The sequence below is a fragment of the Kitasatospora cheerisanensis KCTC 2395 genome, assembly GCF_000696185.1.
Taxonomy (GTDB): domain Bacteria; phylum Actinomycetota; class Actinomycetes; order Streptomycetales; family Streptomycetaceae; genus Kitasatospora; species Kitasatospora cheerisanensis.
In genome coordinates, this window is record NZ_KK853997.1 from 5,831,439 (window position 1) to 5,848,151 (window position 16,713).

The 16,713-nt window shown below is 73.1% G+C and carries 13 protein-coding genes and 1 pseudogene; 11 read left to right on the top strand and 3 right to left on the bottom strand.

Features of this window, described 5'->3' with window-relative positions:
• The first annotated feature begins 41 nt into the window (after window positions 1–41).
• The 6 genes from sufD to KCH_RS26355 all read left to right on the top strand — a co-directional run bounded on the left by sufD (window position 42) and on the right by KCH_RS26355 (window position 4,501).
• Complete coding sequence (sufD, locus tag KCH_RS26330) at window positions 42–1,274, top strand: Fe-S cluster assembly protein SufD (RefSeq protein ID WP_035867073.1); 1,233 nt, start codon at window positions 42–44, stop codon at window positions 1,272–1,274.
• On the top strand, window positions 1,271–1,594 hold the full coding sequence (locus KCH_RS26335; RefSeq protein WP_035867074.1) for a non-heme iron oxygenase ferredoxin subunit: 324 nt from the start codon (window positions 1,271–1,273) through the stop codon (window positions 1,592–1,594). The genes sufD and KCH_RS26335 overlap by 4 nt, the downstream gene beginning before the upstream one ends.
• A gap of 7 nt (window positions 1,595–1,601) precedes the next feature.
• Entirely contained in the window at window positions 1,602–2,366 is a 765-nt protein-coding gene (gene sufC / locus KCH_RS26340) for a Fe-S cluster assembly ATPase SufC (protein WP_035867075.1), read from the top strand.
• On the top strand, window positions 2,363–3,625 hold the full coding sequence (locus KCH_RS26345; protein ID WP_035867077.1) for a cysteine desulfurase: 1,263 nt from the start codon (window positions 2,363–2,365) through the stop codon (window positions 3,623–3,625). Before sufC ends, KCH_RS26345 begins: the two co-directional genes overlap by 4 nt.
• Before the next feature lie 10 nt (window positions 3,626–3,635).
• Window positions 3,636–4,088, top strand: coding sequence for a Fe-S cluster assembly sulfur transfer protein SufU (sufU, locus tag KCH_RS26350; RefSeq protein ID WP_035867078.1), 453 nt, complete (start codon window positions 3,636–3,638; stop codon window positions 4,086–4,088).
• Between the two features lie 125 nt (window positions 4,089–4,213).
• A complete protein-coding gene (locus KCH_RS26355) occupies window positions 4,214–4,501 on the top strand; it encodes a metal-sulfur cluster assembly factor (protein ID WP_051055973.1) in 288 nt (95 codons plus the stop codon).
• Between the two features lie 70 nt (window positions 4,502–4,571).
• Here the strand turns inward: KCH_RS26355 and KCH_RS26360 are convergent, their stop codons facing one another.
• Window positions 4,572–5,897, bottom strand: coding sequence for an MFS transporter (locus KCH_RS26360; RefSeq protein ID WP_051653469.1), 1,326 nt, complete (start codon window positions 5,895–5,897; stop codon window positions 4,572–4,574).
• A gap of 375 nt (window positions 5,898–6,272) precedes the next feature.
• On the opposite strand from KCH_RS26360, the gene KCH_RS26365 reads away from it, so the two are divergent.
• The 3 genes from KCH_RS26365 to KCH_RS26375 all read left to right on the top strand — a co-directional run bounded on the left by KCH_RS26365 (window position 6,273) and on the right by KCH_RS26375 (window position 10,811).
• On the top strand, window positions 6,273–7,871 hold the full coding sequence (locus KCH_RS26365) for a hypothetical protein (protein WP_051653470.1): 1,599 nt from the start codon (window positions 6,273–6,275) through the stop codon (window positions 7,869–7,871).
• A gap of 201 nt (window positions 7,872–8,072) precedes the next feature.
• Entirely contained in the window at window positions 8,073–9,179 is a 1,107-nt protein-coding gene (locus KCH_RS26370) for a hypothetical protein (RefSeq protein ID WP_035867079.1), read from the top strand.
• A 144-nt stretch (window positions 9,180–9,323) separates the two neighbouring features.
• On the top strand, window positions 9,324–10,811 hold the full coding sequence (locus KCH_RS26375; protein WP_035867082.1) for an alkaline phosphatase PhoX: 1,488 nt from the start codon (window positions 9,324–9,326) through the stop codon (window positions 10,809–10,811).
• A 79-nt stretch (window positions 10,812–10,890) separates the two neighbouring features.
• Here the strand turns inward: KCH_RS26375 and KCH_RS26380 are convergent, their stop codons facing one another.
• The gene (locus tag KCH_RS26380; protein WP_035867083.1) at window positions 10,891–12,486 is read right to left on the bottom strand and encodes a PucR family transcriptional regulator; all 1,596 of its coding nucleotides are present in this window, start codon (window positions 12,484–12,486) and stop codon (window positions 10,891–10,893) included.
• A 232-nt stretch (window positions 12,487–12,718) separates the two neighbouring features.
• On the opposite strand from KCH_RS26380, the pseudogene pruA reads away from it, so the two are divergent.
• A pseudogene (gene pruA / locus KCH_RS26385) lies at window positions 12,719–14,346 on the top strand (L-glutamate gamma-semialdehyde dehydrogenase).
• Window positions 14,347–14,435: 89 nt separating this feature from the next.
• Window positions 14,436–15,365 carry a proline dehydrogenase family protein gene (locus KCH_RS26390; RefSeq protein WP_035867085.1) on the top strand — a complete coding sequence of 310 codons (930 nt, stop codon included), beginning with the start codon at window positions 14,436–14,438 and terminating at the stop codon, window positions 15,363–15,365.
• A 70-nt stretch (window positions 15,366–15,435) separates the two neighbouring features.
• Here the strand turns inward: KCH_RS26390 and KCH_RS26395 are convergent, their stop codons facing one another.
• Window positions 15,436–16,635 (bottom strand): TerD family protein, encoded by a 1,200-nt coding sequence (locus KCH_RS26395; RefSeq protein WP_157032440.1) that lies wholly within the window; start codon window positions 16,633–16,635, stop codon window positions 15,436–15,438.
• Window positions 16,636–16,713: the final 78 nt, after the last annotated feature.

Here is a 16,713-nt window from a genome sequence, read left to right on the forward strand (position 1 = left end):
CGTCCGTCGTCCATTTCCGAAAGAGAGCAACACGAACAGCCATGGCTGAGCAGAACACCCCCGGCTCCACCACCGCCGGTTCGATCGAGGTGGGCACCGCCGGCGCCGGCGCGCAGCTCGCCGGCCCCGGCACCGGCCGCGAGACCGTCCGGCAGCCGATCGACGCCCGCGTCACGGTCAAGCCGTCCTACGACGTCAACGACTTCCCGGTGCCGACCGGCCGCGAGGAGGACTGGCGGTTCACCCCGCTGCACCGCCTCGCCGGCCTGCACGACGGCACGGCGCTGGACGGCGTGAAGGGCGAGACCCGGACCGAGCTGGGCCTGCCGGAGGGTGTCACCTCCGAGCTGGTCGGCCGCGACGACGCCCGTGTCGGCAAGGCCGGCATCCCGGTGGACCGGGTGGCCGCGCAGGCGTTCAGCGCCTTCGAGGAGGCGCTGGTGGTGACCGTCCCCAAGGAGACGGTGCTCACCGAGCCGGTCCGGATCGACGTGCACGGCGAGGGCGGCGTCCGCTTCGGCCACGTGGTGGTCGAGGTCAAGCCGTTCGCCGAGGCCGTGGTGGTGCTGAACCACACCGGCACCGGCACCCGCGCCGCCAACGTCGACCTGCTGGTCGGCGACGGCGCCAAGCTGACCTTCGTCTCCGTCCAGGACTGGGACCGGGACGCGGTGCACGTCGCCCAGCACAACGCGCTGGTCGGCCGGGACGCCACCTTCAAGTCGGTGGTGGTCACCTTCGGCGGCGACGTGGTGCGCCTGCACCCGCGGGTCAACTACGCGGGCCCCGGCGGCGAGGCCGAGCTGTTCGGCCTGTACTTCGCCGACGCGGGCCAGCACCTCGAGCACCGCCTGATCATCGACCACGACACCCCGCACTGCCGCTCCAACGTGGCCTACAAGGGCGCGCTGCAGGGCGAGGACGCGCACGCGGTGTGGATCGGCGACGTGCTGATCCGCGCGGCCGCGGTCGGCACCGACACCTACGAGCTGAACCGCAACCTGGTGCTCACCGACGGCGCCCGGGTCGACTCGGTCCCCAACCTGGAGATCGAGACCGGCGAGATCGTCGGCGCCGGCCACGCCTCGGCGACCGGCCGCTTCGACGACGAGCAGCTGTTCTACCTGCAGTCCCGCGGCATCCCGGCCGACGAGGCCCGCCGCCTGGTGGTGCGCGGCTTCTTCGCCGAGCTGGTCCAGCAGATCGGCGTCACCGAGATCCAGGACCGGCTGATGGCGAAGATCGAGGCCGAGCTGGAAGAGACCGTGGCATGAGCGCCGGCTACGTGCGTGCCTGCGCGCTGAGCGTGCTGCAGGAGGACGTGCCGAAGAAGGTCGAGCTGAACGGCGTCCCGGTGGCGATCGTCCGCACCGACGAGGGCGTGTTCGCGATCAACGACATCTGCTCGCACGCCAACGTCTCGCTCTCCGAGGGCGAGGTGGAGGACTGCATGATCGAGTGCTGGCTGCACGGCTCCAGCTTCGACCTGCGCACCGGAAAGCCGTCCGGGCTGCCCGCGACCAGGCCGGTCGCCGTCTACCCCGTAAAGATCGAAGGGGACGATGTGCTCGTCTCCGTCAACCAGGAGAACTGAGTACCCCATGGCAACGCTTGAAATCCGCGACCTGCACGTCTCCGTCAACGCCGAGGGCGGCCCGCGCCAGATCCTCAAGGGCGTCGACCTGACGGTCAAGCAGGGCGAGACCCACGCGATCATGGGTCCGAACGGCTCCGGCAAGTCCACCCTGGCCTACTCGCTGGCCGGCCACCCCAAGTACACCGTCACCGGCGGCCAGGTGCTGCTGGACGGCGAGGACGTGCTGGAGATGTCGGTCGACGAGCGGGCCAAGGCCGGCCTGTTCCTGGCCATGCAGTACCCGGTCGAGGTCCCCGGCGTCTCGGTCTCCAACTTCCTGCGCACCGCCGCCACCGCCGTCCGCGGCGAGGCCCCCAAGCTGCGGCTGTGGGTCAAGGAGGTCAAGGAGGCGATGGCCGCCCTGCAGATGGACCCGGCGTTCGCCGAGCGCAACGTCAACGAGGGCTTCTCCGGCGGTGAGAAGAAGCGCCACGAGATCCTCCAGCTGGAGCTGCTCAAGCCGAAGGTCGCGATCCTCGACGAGACCGACTCCGGCCTGGACGTCGACGCGCTGCGGATCGTCTCCGAGGGCATCAACCGGGTCCGTTCCACCGGCGAGGTCGGCACCCTGCTGGTCACCCACTACACCCGCATCCTGCGCTACATCAAGCCCGACTACGTGCACGTCTTCGCGGGCGGCAAGATCGTCGAGTCCGGCGGCGCCGAGCTCGCCGACAAGCTGGAGGAAGAGGGCTACGAGAGCTACGTGAAGGGCGGCGCTTCCGAGTGACCCATTCCCATCTGACCGGACTCCTCGACACCGACGCCATCCGCAAGGACTTCCCGGTCCTGTCGCGGGTGCTGCACGACGGCAAGCCGCTGGTCTACCTGGACAACGCGGCGACCTCGCAGAAGCCGCGCCAGGTGCTGGACGCGCTGAACGCCTACTACGAGCGGCACAACGCCAACGTCCACCGCGGCGTGCACGTGCTGGCCGAGGAGGCCACCGCGCTGTACGAGGGCGCCCGGGACAAGGTCGCGGCGTTCGTCAACGCGCCCAGCCGGAACGAGGTGATCTTCACCAAGAACGCCTCGGAGTCGCTCAACCTCGTTGCCAACATGCTGGGTTGGGCCGACGAGCCGTACCGGGTCGACGCCGACTCGGAGATCGTCATCACCGAGATGGAGCACCACTCCAACATCGTGCCGTGGCAGCTGCTCGCGCAGCGCACCGGCGCGAAGCTGAAGTGGTTCGGGCTGACCGACGAGGGCCGGCTCGACCTGTCCAACATCGACGAGCTGATCACCGAGAAGACGAAGATCGTCTCGGTCACGCTGGTGTCGAACCTGCTGGGCACCGTCAACCCGGTGGAGACCATCGTCCGCAAGGCCCAGTCGGTCGGCGCGCTGGTCGCCATCGACGCCTCGCAGGCCGCCCCGCACGCCGTCCTCGACGTGCAGGCGCTGGAGGCCGACTTCGTCGCCTTCACCGGCCACAAGATGCTCGCGCCCACCGGCATCGGCGTGCTGTGGGGCCGTCAGGAGCTGCTGGAGGACCTCCCGCCGTTCCTCGGCGGCGGCGAGATGATCGAGACCGTCACCATGGGCTCGTCCACCTACGCCCCCGCGCCGCACAAGTTCGAGGCCGGCACCCCGCCGATCGCCCAGGCCGTCGGCCTGGGCGCCGCCATCGACTACCTGTCGGCGATCGGCATGGACAAGGTCGCCGCCCACGAGCACGCGATCACCGCGTACGCCATCGAGCGCCTCGCCGAGGTGCCCGACCTGCGGATCATCGGCCCGCGCACGGCCGTCGACCGCGGCGCGGCGATCTCGTTCACGCTGGGCGACATCCACCCGCACGACGTGGGCCAGGTGCTCGACGAGCAGGGCATCGCGGTCCGGGTCGGCCACCACTGCGCACGGCCGGTGTGCCTGCGGTACGGAATTCCGGCGACCACCAGGGCGTCGTTCTATCTGTACTCCACGCCCGGCGAGGTGGACGCGCTGATCGACGGCCTCCACCACGTCCGCAACTTCTTCGGCTGAGGTGGCTGCCATGAAGCTCGACTCGATGTACCAGGAGATCATCCTGGACCACTACCGCAACCCCCACGGCAAGGGGCTGCGGGACGGCGACGCCGAGGTGCACCACGTCAACCCGACCTGCGGCGACGAGATCACCCTGCGGGTGAAGCTCGACGGCGCGGTCGTCGCGGACGTCTCCTACGAGTCGCAGGGCTGCTCGATCAGCCAGGCCTCCGCCTCCGTCCTGAACGACCTGGTGGTCGGCAAGACGGTCGGCGAGGCCCAGCAGGTCCAGGAGGCCTTCCTCGAACTGATGCAGAGCAAGGGCCAGTCCGAGGGCGACGAGGAGATCCTGGAGGACGCCGTCGCGTTCGCCGGGGTCTCCAAGTACCCGGCCCGGGTCAAGTGCGCCCTGCTCGGCTGGATGGCCTGGAAGGACGCCACCGCCAAGGCGCTCGCCGGCCGGCCCTCGATCACCGACTGACGCCCCGTTAGGACACTGGACACATGAGCGAGAACGAGACCCCCGAGGCCGTCGCGGCCGACGCCGCGCCGACCGACAGTCCCGGTGCGTTCACCACCGCCGGCACCGTCACCACCGAGGACCTCATGGAGGCCCTGATGGACGTCGTCGACCCCGAACTGGGCATCGACGTCGTCAACCTGGGCCTCATCTACGGCCTGCACATCGACGAGGACGACACCGCCACCGTCGACATGACCCTCACCTCGGCCGCCTGCCCCCTCACCGACGTCATCGAGGACCAGGCCCGCACCGCCACCGACGGCCTGGTCAAGGACCTCCGGATCAACTGGGTCTGGATGCCGCCGTGGGGCCCCGACAAGATCACCGACGAGGGCCGCGACCAGCTCCGCGCGCTCGGCTTCAACGTCTGATCGCACCGACGCGAAAAGGGGGCGGGATCCATCCGGATCCCGCCCCTTTTCGCGTGCCCGCGCCCTCCGGTCAGGCCCTGCGGCGCAGGACCGCCGCGCCCAGCGCCAGGGAGGCGGCGGCGGCGAGGACGGCGAAGGCGGTGACGGCGGGGAGCAGGCCGTAGGCGCGGGTGAGGGCGCCGACGGCGATGATCGGGGCGGAGGAGCCCAGGTAGACGATCACCCACAGGGCGGAGAGCTCGCTGCCGCGGCGGGCCGGGTCGAGGGCCGCGACGGAGGCCGTGAACAGCGAGCGGAACGCGATGCCCTGGCTGACGCCGGCGACCACGCTGCCGACGAACAGCAGCGCCGAGGCGCCGGTCGCGGCGGCCGCCGTGAGCAGGCCCAGGCCGACCGCCAGACCGGCCAGGCCGGCCGCGACCACGGCCCGGTCGGAGGTCGGCGGGACCAGCAGCTGGGCCGCCGCCGAGGAGCCGAGCAGCAGCGCCGCCACCGCCGCGCCCGCCATCCGGGACTCGGTGTGCAGCAGGGTGCCGGCGAACGCCGGGGCGAGCGCCAGGTAGACGCCGAAGACCGCGTACGAGACGAAGCCCGCGCCCGCCGCGAGCAGGAACTCGCGGCGGCCCGCGCGGGGCAGCCGCAGCCGCTGCGGACGCAGGTGGGCCGGGGTGGTGACGCGCGGCGGGGAGGCCGGCGGGCGGACCGAGCCGGGCATCCGCGGGTGCACCAGGGCCAGCGGCACGCACAGCGCGAGCAGCGCGAGCGCGTGCGGCAGGAACAGGCCCGGCAGCGGGTTCGCGCCGGAGGCGACGGCCGCGCCGACCAGCGGGCCGAGCGCGACGCCGCCGGCCGAGCAGGCCAGCGTGAGTTTGGCGGCCAGGGTCGGCCGGTCGGGCAGCAGGTCGCCGAGGGCGGCGCCGGCCGCGCCGGTGGACAGGCCGACCGCGACGCCCTGGACGGCGCGTCCGGCGGCCAGCTGCCAGAACGAGCCGGCGGTGGCGAACACCACGTCGCCGGCGGCGGACAGCGCCACCGCGGGCAGGATCATGGCGCGCCGCCCCAGGTGGTCCGACCAGTGGCCGACCGCGGCCAGCACCGGGACCAGGGCGAAGACGTAGACCGTGAACAGGACCGTGGTGTCGAGCGGGGTCAGGCCGAGCCGCACCTGGAGGGTCGGGTAGAGCGGCGTGACCAGGTTGGCGCCGATCAGCATCAGCAGCAGAGCGGCGGCCACCAGGCCGACGCGGATGCCGCGCAGCGCGTTCCAGCGGCTGATCGCGGCGAGCTGGAGCTGCCCGCGGGGGGCGAGTTCCAGCGGAAGCAGGGCCTCCGACAGTCGGCGGCCGGCGTAGCGAGCGGGGCTCGGGCCGGGGCCGGCGGGGGAGAGGTCCGCCATGGCAGGGGTCTCCTGTGGCCGGGCGCCGCCGGGCGCGCGTCCGGGCCGGGAGTGGTGGCGCGGCGGCATGGCCCGGTCGGCGCGGGTGTGCACGTGGTACTGAGGGGTTCGGAGCCTCGTCGCTCCGGGCGCGTACGCGCGGGGGTGTGCGCGTCGCTCACCGAAGGATACGTGCACCGGGGCACTCGTTCGGCCGCACCGTCCCACTCGTTCGGGGGACGCCCGCGCAGGTCACGCGTTCGGTGGTGACGGCCGATACGCTGGGTTGACGGGCCGACACGTTCGGCCCGCGCCGCCGATGCCCCGGCGTCCGCCCCACCGTCGGACCGCCCCGGTCGGCGGTGCCCTCCGACGAACCGCGGGAGATCGCGAGCGATGGCCGGACGAAGCCGTTTCACCCCTGACCAGCAGCCGTCCGACGCCGAGGGCCTGCTGCCCGCCGACTACGACCTCGCGGACCTGTACGGCGCGCAGAGCGGCGACGACGAGGACCCCGACGACACCGCCGTGCTGATCCCGCCGATCGCGCTGCCCGCGGACCGCGAGCTCGCCGACGCGGCGCTCGCCGTCCCGCTGATCGCCCGGGTGGTCGCGCTGGCCCGCTGGGTCGCCCCGCACCGGCCGGTCGACGAGCACGGCGACCTCGCCCCCGAGGACCGGGCCACCGCCGCGCGGATGCTCGGCGCCGAGGACCCGGGCGAGGAGGAGATCGTCGAGGCGATGCGCGCCTGGGCGCTGGCCTGCGACCTCGACCTGGTGGAGACCGGCACCACCGAGGACGGCAGCCACATCGCCATCCCCGGCCCCGACCTGCCCGCCGTCGAGGCCGGCGACCCGGCGGCCGTGCTCGGCCTCTGGTTCGACGCCGCCGAGCTGGTCCGCGAACTCGCCGCCGAGGCCGAGTCGGTGGACCCCGAGGTGGTCGAGGGCGATGTCCGCGCCGCCGCCGAGGATCCCGACGGGCTCGCCGAGGTGGAGGACGCCCACGACCAGGCCGCGGAGATCCTCGACGAGGCGCTGCACGTGCTGTACGAGGCCACCGCGTTCGCCGAGCCCGGCGCCGAGACCGTCCCGCTCGGCGTGCTGGCCGCGCTGCTGGTCGTCCCCGACGGGCAGGAGCCCGACGAGGAGATGCTCGGCGAGATCACCGACCTGATGGTCGTCCTCGACCCGATGCTCGGCGACCTCGCCGAACTCGGCCTGGTCGAGCACCGCCCGATCGACCCCGAACTCTTCGAGGAGGACGACCAGGACGAGGAGGGCGTCGACACCGACCAGCCGCTGACCGACGAGGACGCCGCCCGGTTCGGCACCGTCCGGCTCACCCCGCTCGGCCAGTACGCGGTCCGCGAGTGGCTGATCGCCGACGGCTTCGACGCCCCGCTGGCCGGCGACCTCGCCGACCGCGACGGCCCCGCCCTGCTGCGCGCCCTCGCCGAGAACGGCAGCCTGTTCGCCGAACCCGAGCTCAAGGCCTGGCTGGCCGCCCGGGAGGACCCCGCCGACGCCGCCCGCGAGCTGCTGGCAGGCGGGAAGGGCCGCGACGTGCAGTCCCCGGTGCGCCGCCACTACTGCCTGGTCGCGCTCGGCGAGCTCGGCGACGGCGCGGCCCCCGCCGTCCGCGAGGTGATCGACGATCCCGAACTCGGCGGCCTCGCCCGCGAATGGCTGCGCGCCCGCGGCGCCGCCGACGTGGACGCCCCCGAACGCTCCGCCGCGCTCTGGCGGACGGTCGACGCGCTGGCCGCCACGCTGCTGCTGACCGCCGGCCAGGGCGGCGGGCTGCCGGCGATGGTCGCCGAACTGCCGGTCACCGACAACCCCGCCAGCTACTTCGGCGAGGTCTGGCGGGTGCCGCACCCCCTGACGGTCGAGGTGCTGGAGGCCGTCGGCGACCTCCACCTGGACCGCAAGGTCGCCAAGGAGGCACGGCGGGCCGCGATCAAGGCGCGTTCGCTGCGGGCCCGGGGCTGACCGCCGCCCGGCCCGGGCGGCCGGTGCGCGGCGCCGGCGGGGCCGGCCGGCAACCGAGGCGCAACCCCGCCGCGTCCCACTGTCGGAAGGCCGCCGCGGACCTGATGGATCGACAGGTTCCCAGGGCCGTATGGTGTGGGGCGATGCCGGGCCCGCCCGGCGGGCAGACGGTACGGCGAGTGGCCGGGGGTGCGGCGAGGAATGAAGAGGCAGCGCGCGAGCGGGCCGTGGGAGATCGAGGAGGTCTACGCGGACCAGGAGGCGTACAGCCGACGGCTGTTGGCCGGCGCCGACTTCCCGGTGTTCGGCTGGGAACACCGCACGGGCGGCCTGCCCGGGCGGGACGTGCTCGCCGAGTGCGGGGTCAGCAACGGCGAACTCGGCTGGGTCGAGGTCCGCTCCGGCGACTGGGACGCGGCCGACGGCCCGTACGTCACCGTCCGCACCTACCGCCCCGGCGCGGAACTCGCCGAGCCGCTGCCCGACCTGGAGGACGTGGTCGAGGACGAGCGCGACCGGGTCTGGGAGCACCTCGGCATCGACGAGGGCGACACCCCCTCCGGCGTCCGCGCGCTGCGCGAGTGGATCACCGTGGACGGCGACCCGCGCGCCCTGCAGATCCACGAGGACCGCCGCCCCGGCGGCGGCACCGTCTGGGCCGGCCGGCTGTGGATGGACGGCGCGACCGTCACCGTCACCGGGCGGGGCGTGCCGCCCGGCGCGATCGAGCTGCGCCGGATCGCCGACTTCGAGCAGTACATCATCGGCCGCACCGCGCTGCTGCGGACCCTGGCCGCCCGGCAGCCGGCCCCGGCCGCGCCCCGGCCCGAGCCGACGCCCGGCGAACTCGGCCTGACCGCGCACCGCGAACTCGTCGAGCAGGGCATCGCCCGGGCCACCGCGATCCAGGCCCAGCTGCGGGCCGGCCGCTCCGCCCGGCTGCCCCGCCACCTGCGCGGCGACGACCGCAAGGAACGCTGGGAGACCGTGGTGCGCCAGCAGATGCGGCTCGCCTCGGAGTCCGAGGACGAGGCCGACGGCGCCGTCACCTCGATGGTCAACCACCTCAGCCGGCTCGCCCACCACGTCGACTGGCTGACCGGCACCACCGAGGGCTGCGCCGCGATCGAGGAAGTGGTGCGGTACACCGTGTTCGCCAGCGAGGTGCCGAGCCTGCCCGCGCAGCGCGCCTGGGAACGCCTGTGGGCGGGCGGCACCCCCGAGCTGCCGTCCGGCACCGAGGACGCCTGGCTGACCGCGTGGGAGCAGTGGCGGATCGAGCGTACCCAGCACTGGAGCCGGCGGTAAAGCCCCGGTCATGGGGCGGTCTCCGGTTGGCAAATCGGTTCACGGATCGGCACGTTGACGCAGCGTCGGGTTCATGTCCGGTTCACGTGCGGCCCGGACTCTGACGGACACCGATCCACACCTCCCCCTCCAGGAGTGACCGTCATGTCGCTGTCCCGTCGGGACTTCGTGAACCGTTCGACCGTCCTCGGCGCAGGCGTCCTGATCGCCGGCAGCGCCGAGGTGCTCGCCACCGCCCCCGGTGCGATCGCCGCCCCGGCCGGCGGTGAGGCCGCCCTCGCCAAGGGCGGGCACACCGCGGTCGGCTACGGCGAGCTGGTGTCCGACCCCCAGGGCATCCTGGCGCTGCCGAAGGGCTTCTCGTACGAGATCATCACCCGCACCGGCACCACCACCCTGGTCACCGGCGAGAGCACCCCCAGCAACCACGACGGCACCGCCGCGTTCGAGGGCCGCCACGGCGCGACCCTGCTGGTCAACAACCACGAGCTGGCCGGCCCCCGGGCCAAGTGGCCGCACCCCGTGCCGCTGCTCCCCGGCTACGTGTACGACCCGGCCGCGGCCGGCGGCTGCACCGTCGTCGAGGTGTCCGGGCACGGGCACGGGCGCGGCGACGAGCAGGGCAAGGGCCACGGCCACGGCAAGCGGCAGGTCCGGGAGTGGGTCGGCATCGCCGGCACCGCCACCAACTGCGCCGGCGGCGCCACCCCGTGGAACACCTGGCTGACCTGCGAGGAGACCGAGGACAAGGCCGGCACCAACGGCTTCACCAAGGACCACGGCTACGTCTTCGAGGTCGACCCGCACGACCAGGACGCCAACCGCGACCCGCAGCCGATCAAGGCCTTCGGCCGGTTCGCGCACGAGGCCGTCGTCATCGACGAGAAGCGCGGCCACGCCTACCTGACCGAGGACGCGTCCAAGCCGAACGGCCTGCTCTACCGCTGGACGCCGCCGGCCGGCTTCCGCCACGGCAAGGGCAAGCTGCGCACGCTGGCCGCCGACGCCGGCGCGCTCGAGGCGCTCAAGGCGTTCGACTCCCAGGGCAAGCTGGTCGACGACCTGTCCCGGGCCACCAAGCCCGGCACCACCTACGGCGCGGACTGGGTCAAGGTCGCCGACCGGGACGCGCGTTCGGTCTCGATCCGCAAGCAGTTCAAGGACGGCGAGATCACCCGCGCCCGCAAGCTCGAAGGCATGTGGTGGGGCGACGGCGGCATCTACTTCGTCTCCTCCTTCGCCCGCGAGGAGTCGCCGCTCCAGCACGACGGGCAGGTCTGGTTCTACAACCCGGTCCGCCGCACGCTGACGCTCAAGGTCATCCTCGGCGTCAACGCCGACATCTGGACCGACAAGGGCAACTTCGACGGCCCCGACAACATCACCGTCTCGCCCCACGGCGGCCTGATCATCGCCGAGGACGGCAACGGGCTTCAGCACCTCTTCGGCACCACCACGGACGGGCGGACGTACGCGCTGGCGCGCAACGAGCTCAACCTCGGGACGGCGGAGGAGCCGGAGTTCAGCGAGTTCACCGGCGTGACGTTCTCGCACGACGGGCGGACGCTGTTCGCGAACATCCAGGAGCCGGGCATCATGCTGGCGATCACCGGGCCGTGGCACCGCATGTGACGCGCTGATCGGTGGGTCCGCCCGGGGAGGGGTGTCGCTCTCCCCCGGGCGGACCCTGCCCTTTCGGGGTGCGAGGGGGTCAGTGCTCGGCGAGCCTCAACTGGAGCATGGCCAGCAGGCGCTGCTGAGGCTGGGTCAGGTCGAGGCCGGTCAGCTGCTCGGCCCTGCGGACGCGGTACCGCAGGGTGTTGGGGTGGATGTGGAGGGCGTCCGCGGCGGTGCGGACCTCGCCGAGGGCGTCGAGGTAGGCGAGGACGGACTCGGCGAGGCGGGTGTGGTGCCGGGCGTCGTAGGCGGTGAGGGCGGTGAGGCGGGGGTCGCGGAGTTCGGGGCGGTCCTGGAGCAGGGCGAGCACCTCGGAGACCAGGACCTCGGCCTGCACGTCGTGCAGCGCGGCGACGTCCGGGACGACGCCGCCGCGGCCCATCGCGTCGAGGATGCGGTCGGCCTGGGCGCGGGAGGCGGGCACCTCGGAGAGGCCGGGGACGGTGGGGCCGATGGCGGCGCGCAGCGGGATGGCGAGGTGGGTGCGGGCGGCGTCGACGGTCTCCTGGGCCCAGTCGCGCAGGGTGGCCTGCGGGAGACCGGGCGGGAGTTCGGGGAGCAGGACGTAGACGCGGGAGTCGACGGGGGCGAGCAGCGCGCCGCGGTGGCGGGCGGCGGTGTGCACCGAGATCAGGCCGGTGACCTCGTCGCGGGAGAGTTCGGCGTCGCGGCCGTCGGTGGCGGCGGGCGCGTAGGCGAGGACGGTGGCCGGGCGGCGCAGGTCGAGGCCGAGGTGGGTGGCGAGCGACTGCGGGCCGGTGGAGCCCTCCAGCAGGCCGGTGAGCAGGGTCTGGGTGAGGCGGGCGTCCGCCGACAACTCGCGGCGGCGGCGCACCAGTTGGCCGGCGGCGACGCGGGCCGCGCCGACCAGGGCCTGGGCGGCGTTCGGGGTCAGCGGGCGGGCGCCCTCCTGGACCCAGATGGTGCCGAGCGGCTGGGCGCCGGAGCGGATCGCGATGGCGAGGCGGCGGCGGATGCCGAGCTCCGGGTGGGCGGCGATCTCGATCGCGCCCTCGGAACCGCGCAGGTGCGAGAAGACGCCCCACTCGCGGAGCTTGGCGAGGTACGGCTCCGGGCCCTGGCGGCCGAGGATGGACAGCCGCCGCAGGTCGTCGACCTCGTCGGTCTCGGAGGTGCGGGAGTAGGCGAGCACCCGGCTGGAGGTGTCCTCGACGGAGACGATGCCGCCGGTGAGGACGGCCACGGTCTGGGCGAGGGAGAACAGGTCGCCGGTGTCGGCCTCGCCGGGCTCGGCGCTGTCCGGCCCGGTGAGCAGGGTGCGGGCCAGCGAGTCGAGGTGCTCCCAGCGGGTCTCGCGGCGGACCGACAGCAACGCCACGCCGGCCTCGGTGGCGGCCTCGCGCAGCGCGTCGGCTTGGCCGGGTCCGTCGAGCTTGACGGCGACGGCGGCGGCCCGGGCCCGTCCGGCGGCGCGCAGCGCGGGGAGGGCGGCGCGGCCGCGGGCGCCGATGGCGAGGACGAGTTCGCCCGGGGCGGCGGTCGGCGGGTCCTCCGGGTCGAGGATGGCGACGTGGCGGACCGGCACGTCCAGCCCGGCCGGCGCGGCCTGGAGCTCGACCAGGGGTTCGCCGAGCGACATCAGCAGCTGGCGCAGCGGCAGGCCGTTCATGTGCGGGTCCTTCGTGGGGTCGGACAACATCCCGGCCCCGAGTTTAGTGAACCGGACAGGATCCGGGGGCCGTGACCGGGGCGTGACGGTGTTCGTCCGGGCGGACAACGGCGAGCGGGGGACTTTGGCGGCGCGGCCAACAGTTCGCGCCCGGCGCGGGGAATAGCGTTCCTCCATGGCCGGCGTGCGACCCGCGTCGGCGTCCCATGACGAGAAGGAGAGCGTGCGCGCCATGGATGCTGTGACCCAGGTCCCCGCGCCGGTGAACGAGCCGGTCCACAGCTACGCCCCCGGGAGCCCCGAGCGGGCCCGCCTGGAGGCGAAGCTGAAGGAGCTGGGCGGCCAGGGGCCGATCCAGCTCACCATGACGATCAACGGCGAGCGCCGCCTCGGCGGCGGTTCCGAGTTCCACGTGGTGCAGCCGCACAACCACGCGGCCCGGCTCGGCACGCTGCGCAACGCCACCCAGGACGACGCGCGCGAGGCCATCGACACCGCGCTGGCCGCCGCGCCGGCGTGGCAGGCGCTCTCCTTCGACTCGCGTGCCGCGATCTTCCTGCGCGCCGCCGACCTGCTGGCCGGCCCTGGCGCGAGACGCTGGCCGCCGCCACCATGCTCGGCCAGTCGAAGACCGCCCAGCAGGCGGAGATCGACACCCCCTGCGAGCTGGTCGACTTCCTGCGCTTCAACGTGCACTTCGCCCGGCAGATCCTGGCCGAGCAGCCGGTCTCCTCCGAGGGCGTGTGGAACCGCAGCGACCACCGCCCGCTGGAGGGCTTCGTCTACGCGATCACCCCGTTCAACTTCACCGCGATCGCCGGCAACCTGCCGACCGCGCCCGCGCTGATGGGCAACGTGGTGATCTGGAAGCCGTCCCCCACGCAGCAGTTCGCCGCGCACTACCTGATGCAGCTGCTGGAGGCCGCCGGCCTGCCCAAGGGCGTCATCAACATGGTCACCGGCGACGGCCTGGACGTCTCCGAGGTCGCGCTCAAGCACCCCGCGCTGGCCGGCATCCACTTCACCGGTTCCACCGCCACCTTCCAGCACCTGTGGCGCACGGTCGGCGAGAACATCGCCGGCTACCGCACCTACCCGCGGATCGTCGGCGAGACCGGCGGCAAGGACTTCCTGGTCGCCCACCCGTCCGCCGACAAGGCCGTCCTGAAGACCGCGATGACCCGCGGCGCCTTCGAGTTCCAGGGCCAGAAGTGCTCGGCGCTGTCCCGCGCCTACGTGCCGGCCTCGATCTGGGCCGAGCTGAAGGACGAGTTCCGCGACGAGGTCGAGTGGCTCACCATGGGCGACGTCACCGACCTGGCGAACTTCATGGGCGCCGTCATCGACGACCGCTCCTTCGCCAAGAACAAGGCCGCGATCGACCGCGCCCAGGCCGACCCCAAGGTCGAGGTCCTGGCCGGCGGCAGCTACGACGACTCGGTCGGCTGGTTCGTCCGCCCGACCGTGCTGGTCTGCGAGGACCCGGCCGCCGAGTACTTCAAGGACGAGTACTTCGGCCCGATCCTCGCCGTGCACGTCTACCAGGACGAGAACTACGACGAGATGCTCGCGCAGATGGAGTCGGTCTCCTCCTACGGCCTGACCGGCTCGATCATCGCCCAGGACCGCACGGCCGTCGAGCACGCCATGCACGTGCTGCGCAACGCCGCCGGCAACTTCTACATCAACGACAAGCCGACCGGCGCCGTCGTCGGCCAGCAGCCCTTCGGCGGCGGCCGCGCCTCCGGCACCAACGACAAGGCCGGCGCCAAGCAGAACCTGATGCGCTGGACGTCCACCCGGTCCATCAAGGAGACGTTCGTCCCGCCGACGGACTACCGCTACCCGCACATGGGCTGACGAAGCCTCAGTGCCGTTCTGCGGGGCGGCCGCCACCCCGGCCGCCCCGCACCTCTCCCCACCAGCTGATCCTTGATCGGGAGTCCACGATGCTCCGTTCCGCCCTCCTCGCCGCCTCGCGCTCCCCGCAGGTGCGCACCATGGTCGAGAAGTTCCCGCCCACCCACGCGATAGTCGAGCGCTTCGTCGCCGGCGACCGCCTCGACCAGGGCGTGAGCGCGACCGAGACGCTGGTCAGCAGCGGCCGCAAGGTCACCCTCGACCACCTCGGCGAGGACACCAAGGACGCCGAGCAGGCCGCCGCCACCGCGCTGGCCTACGAGCACCTGCTGACCGCCCTCAAGGAGACCGGCCTCGCCGCCGACGCCGAGGTCTCCGTCAAGCTCTCCGCGGTCGGCCAGTTCCTGCCGGTCGACGGCGAGAAGATCGCACTGGAGAACGCCCGCCGGATCTGCCAGGCCGCCGCCGACGCCGGCACCACGGTGACCCTCGACATGGAGGACCACACCACCACCGACTCCACCCTCGGCATCGCCCGCGAGCTGCGCGCCGACTTCCCGTGGCTCGGCGTCGTCCTCCAGGCGTACCTGCGCCGCACCGAGGCCGACTGCCGCGACCTCGCCCACGAGGGTTCCCGGGTCCGCATCTGCAAGGGCGCCTACAAGGAGCCCGAGTCGGTCGCCTTCCAGGGCAAGCGCGAGGTCGACCTCGCGTACGTCCGCGCGCTGAAGGTCCTGATGGCCGGTCAGGGCTACCCGATGGTGGCCTCGCACGACCCCAACATGATCAAGATCGCGGGCCAGTTGGCCGAGTGGAACCGCCGCGACGTCACCTCGTTCGAGTACCAGATGCTCTTCGGCATCCGCCCCGAGGAGCAGCTCCGGCTCGCCGAGGCCGGCAACACCATGCGCGTCTACCTCCCCTACGGCCAGGAGTGGTACGGCTACTTCATGCGCCGCCTCGCGGAGCGCCCCGCGAACCTGACGTTCTTCCTCCGCGCGATGGCCACCCGCGGCTGACGGCCACTCAACTCCCCGGCGGGGCCCGCGGCATGACGCCGCGGGCCCCGCCGGCGACTCCGGGGGTGTGTCAGAGCATGGCGGCGGCGGGCTTGACCATGGAGCGGGCGGTCTTGGCGTCGACGTACTCGCCCAGGGCGGTCATGACCCATTCGCCGGAGAACTGGCGGACCAGCTTGCACATGGCGACGCCGGTGCGGGGTTCGGCGTGGGTGAGGTCGAAGCGGACGAGTTCCTCGCCGGTGGTGGCGTCGACCAGGCGGCAGTAGGCGTTCTTGACGTCGGTGAACTTCTGGCCGGAGAAGGAGTTGACGACGAAGACCAGCCCGCAGACCTCGGGGGGCAGGCCGCCGAGGTGGACGGTGATGGCCTCGTCGTCGCCGCCACCCTTGCCGGTGAGGTTGTCGCCGGAGTGGGCGATCGCGCCGTTGAAGACCGAGAGCTTCATGAACCAGGCGGTCTCGATCCGCTCGCGGTTCGCGTTGAAGGCGATCACCGAGGCGTCCAGGTCGATGCCGCGGCCGCGGCCGGCGGGCTCCCAGCCCAGGCCCATCCGGACCGAGGCGAGGAAGGGCTTGCCGGCCTTCTCCAGGGAGACCGAGCCGCCCTTGACCAGGTTGACCCGGCCCTTGTCGAGGGTGATCTTGCCGACCGCGGGGGAGCCGGAGGGCATCGGCGGCGGGGTGGCGGACGCCGGGGCGGCGGCGGGCACCGGCGGTGCGGCGGGCGGTGCGGGCGGGACCGGCGGCGCGGAGGGGACGGCGGCGGCCGGGGCCTCGTCCTCGACGGAGACGCCGAAGTCGGTGGCGATGCCGGCCAGGCCGTTGGCGTAGCCCTGGCCGACGGCGCGGATCTTCCACTCGGCGCCGCGGCGGTAGACCTCGACCACCACCAGGGCGGTCTCCCGGCCGAGCCGGGGCGGGGTGAAGGTGAAGAGTTCGCGGCCGCTGTCGGCGTCCCGGACGGTCGCGGTGGGCTCGGTGCCGGCGAAGGTGGCCTGCCGGTCGTCGAGCGAGGCGGTGACCACGATCCGGGTGATCTCGGCGGGCACGCCGGAGGTGTCGACGGTGATCGCGTCGGGGGCGCCGCCGGCGGCCGGACGGTGCGTCACGCCCGGGCCGCTCGGGGCGTTGAAGAACACGAAGTCCGCATCCGAACGGACCTTGCCGGACTGGGTGAGCAGCAGCCCGGACACGTCCAGCTGCTTGGGCGCGGTGACCTCCACCACGACCCGGCCCGCACCGAGCGGTGCGTTGCCGCCCTGCACCAGAACAGACGTCACGTGCTCCTCCTAGACTCGCCGCCGCGACCACCCTAGCCAACGGTCCGGGCCCGCCGCGGTACGCCG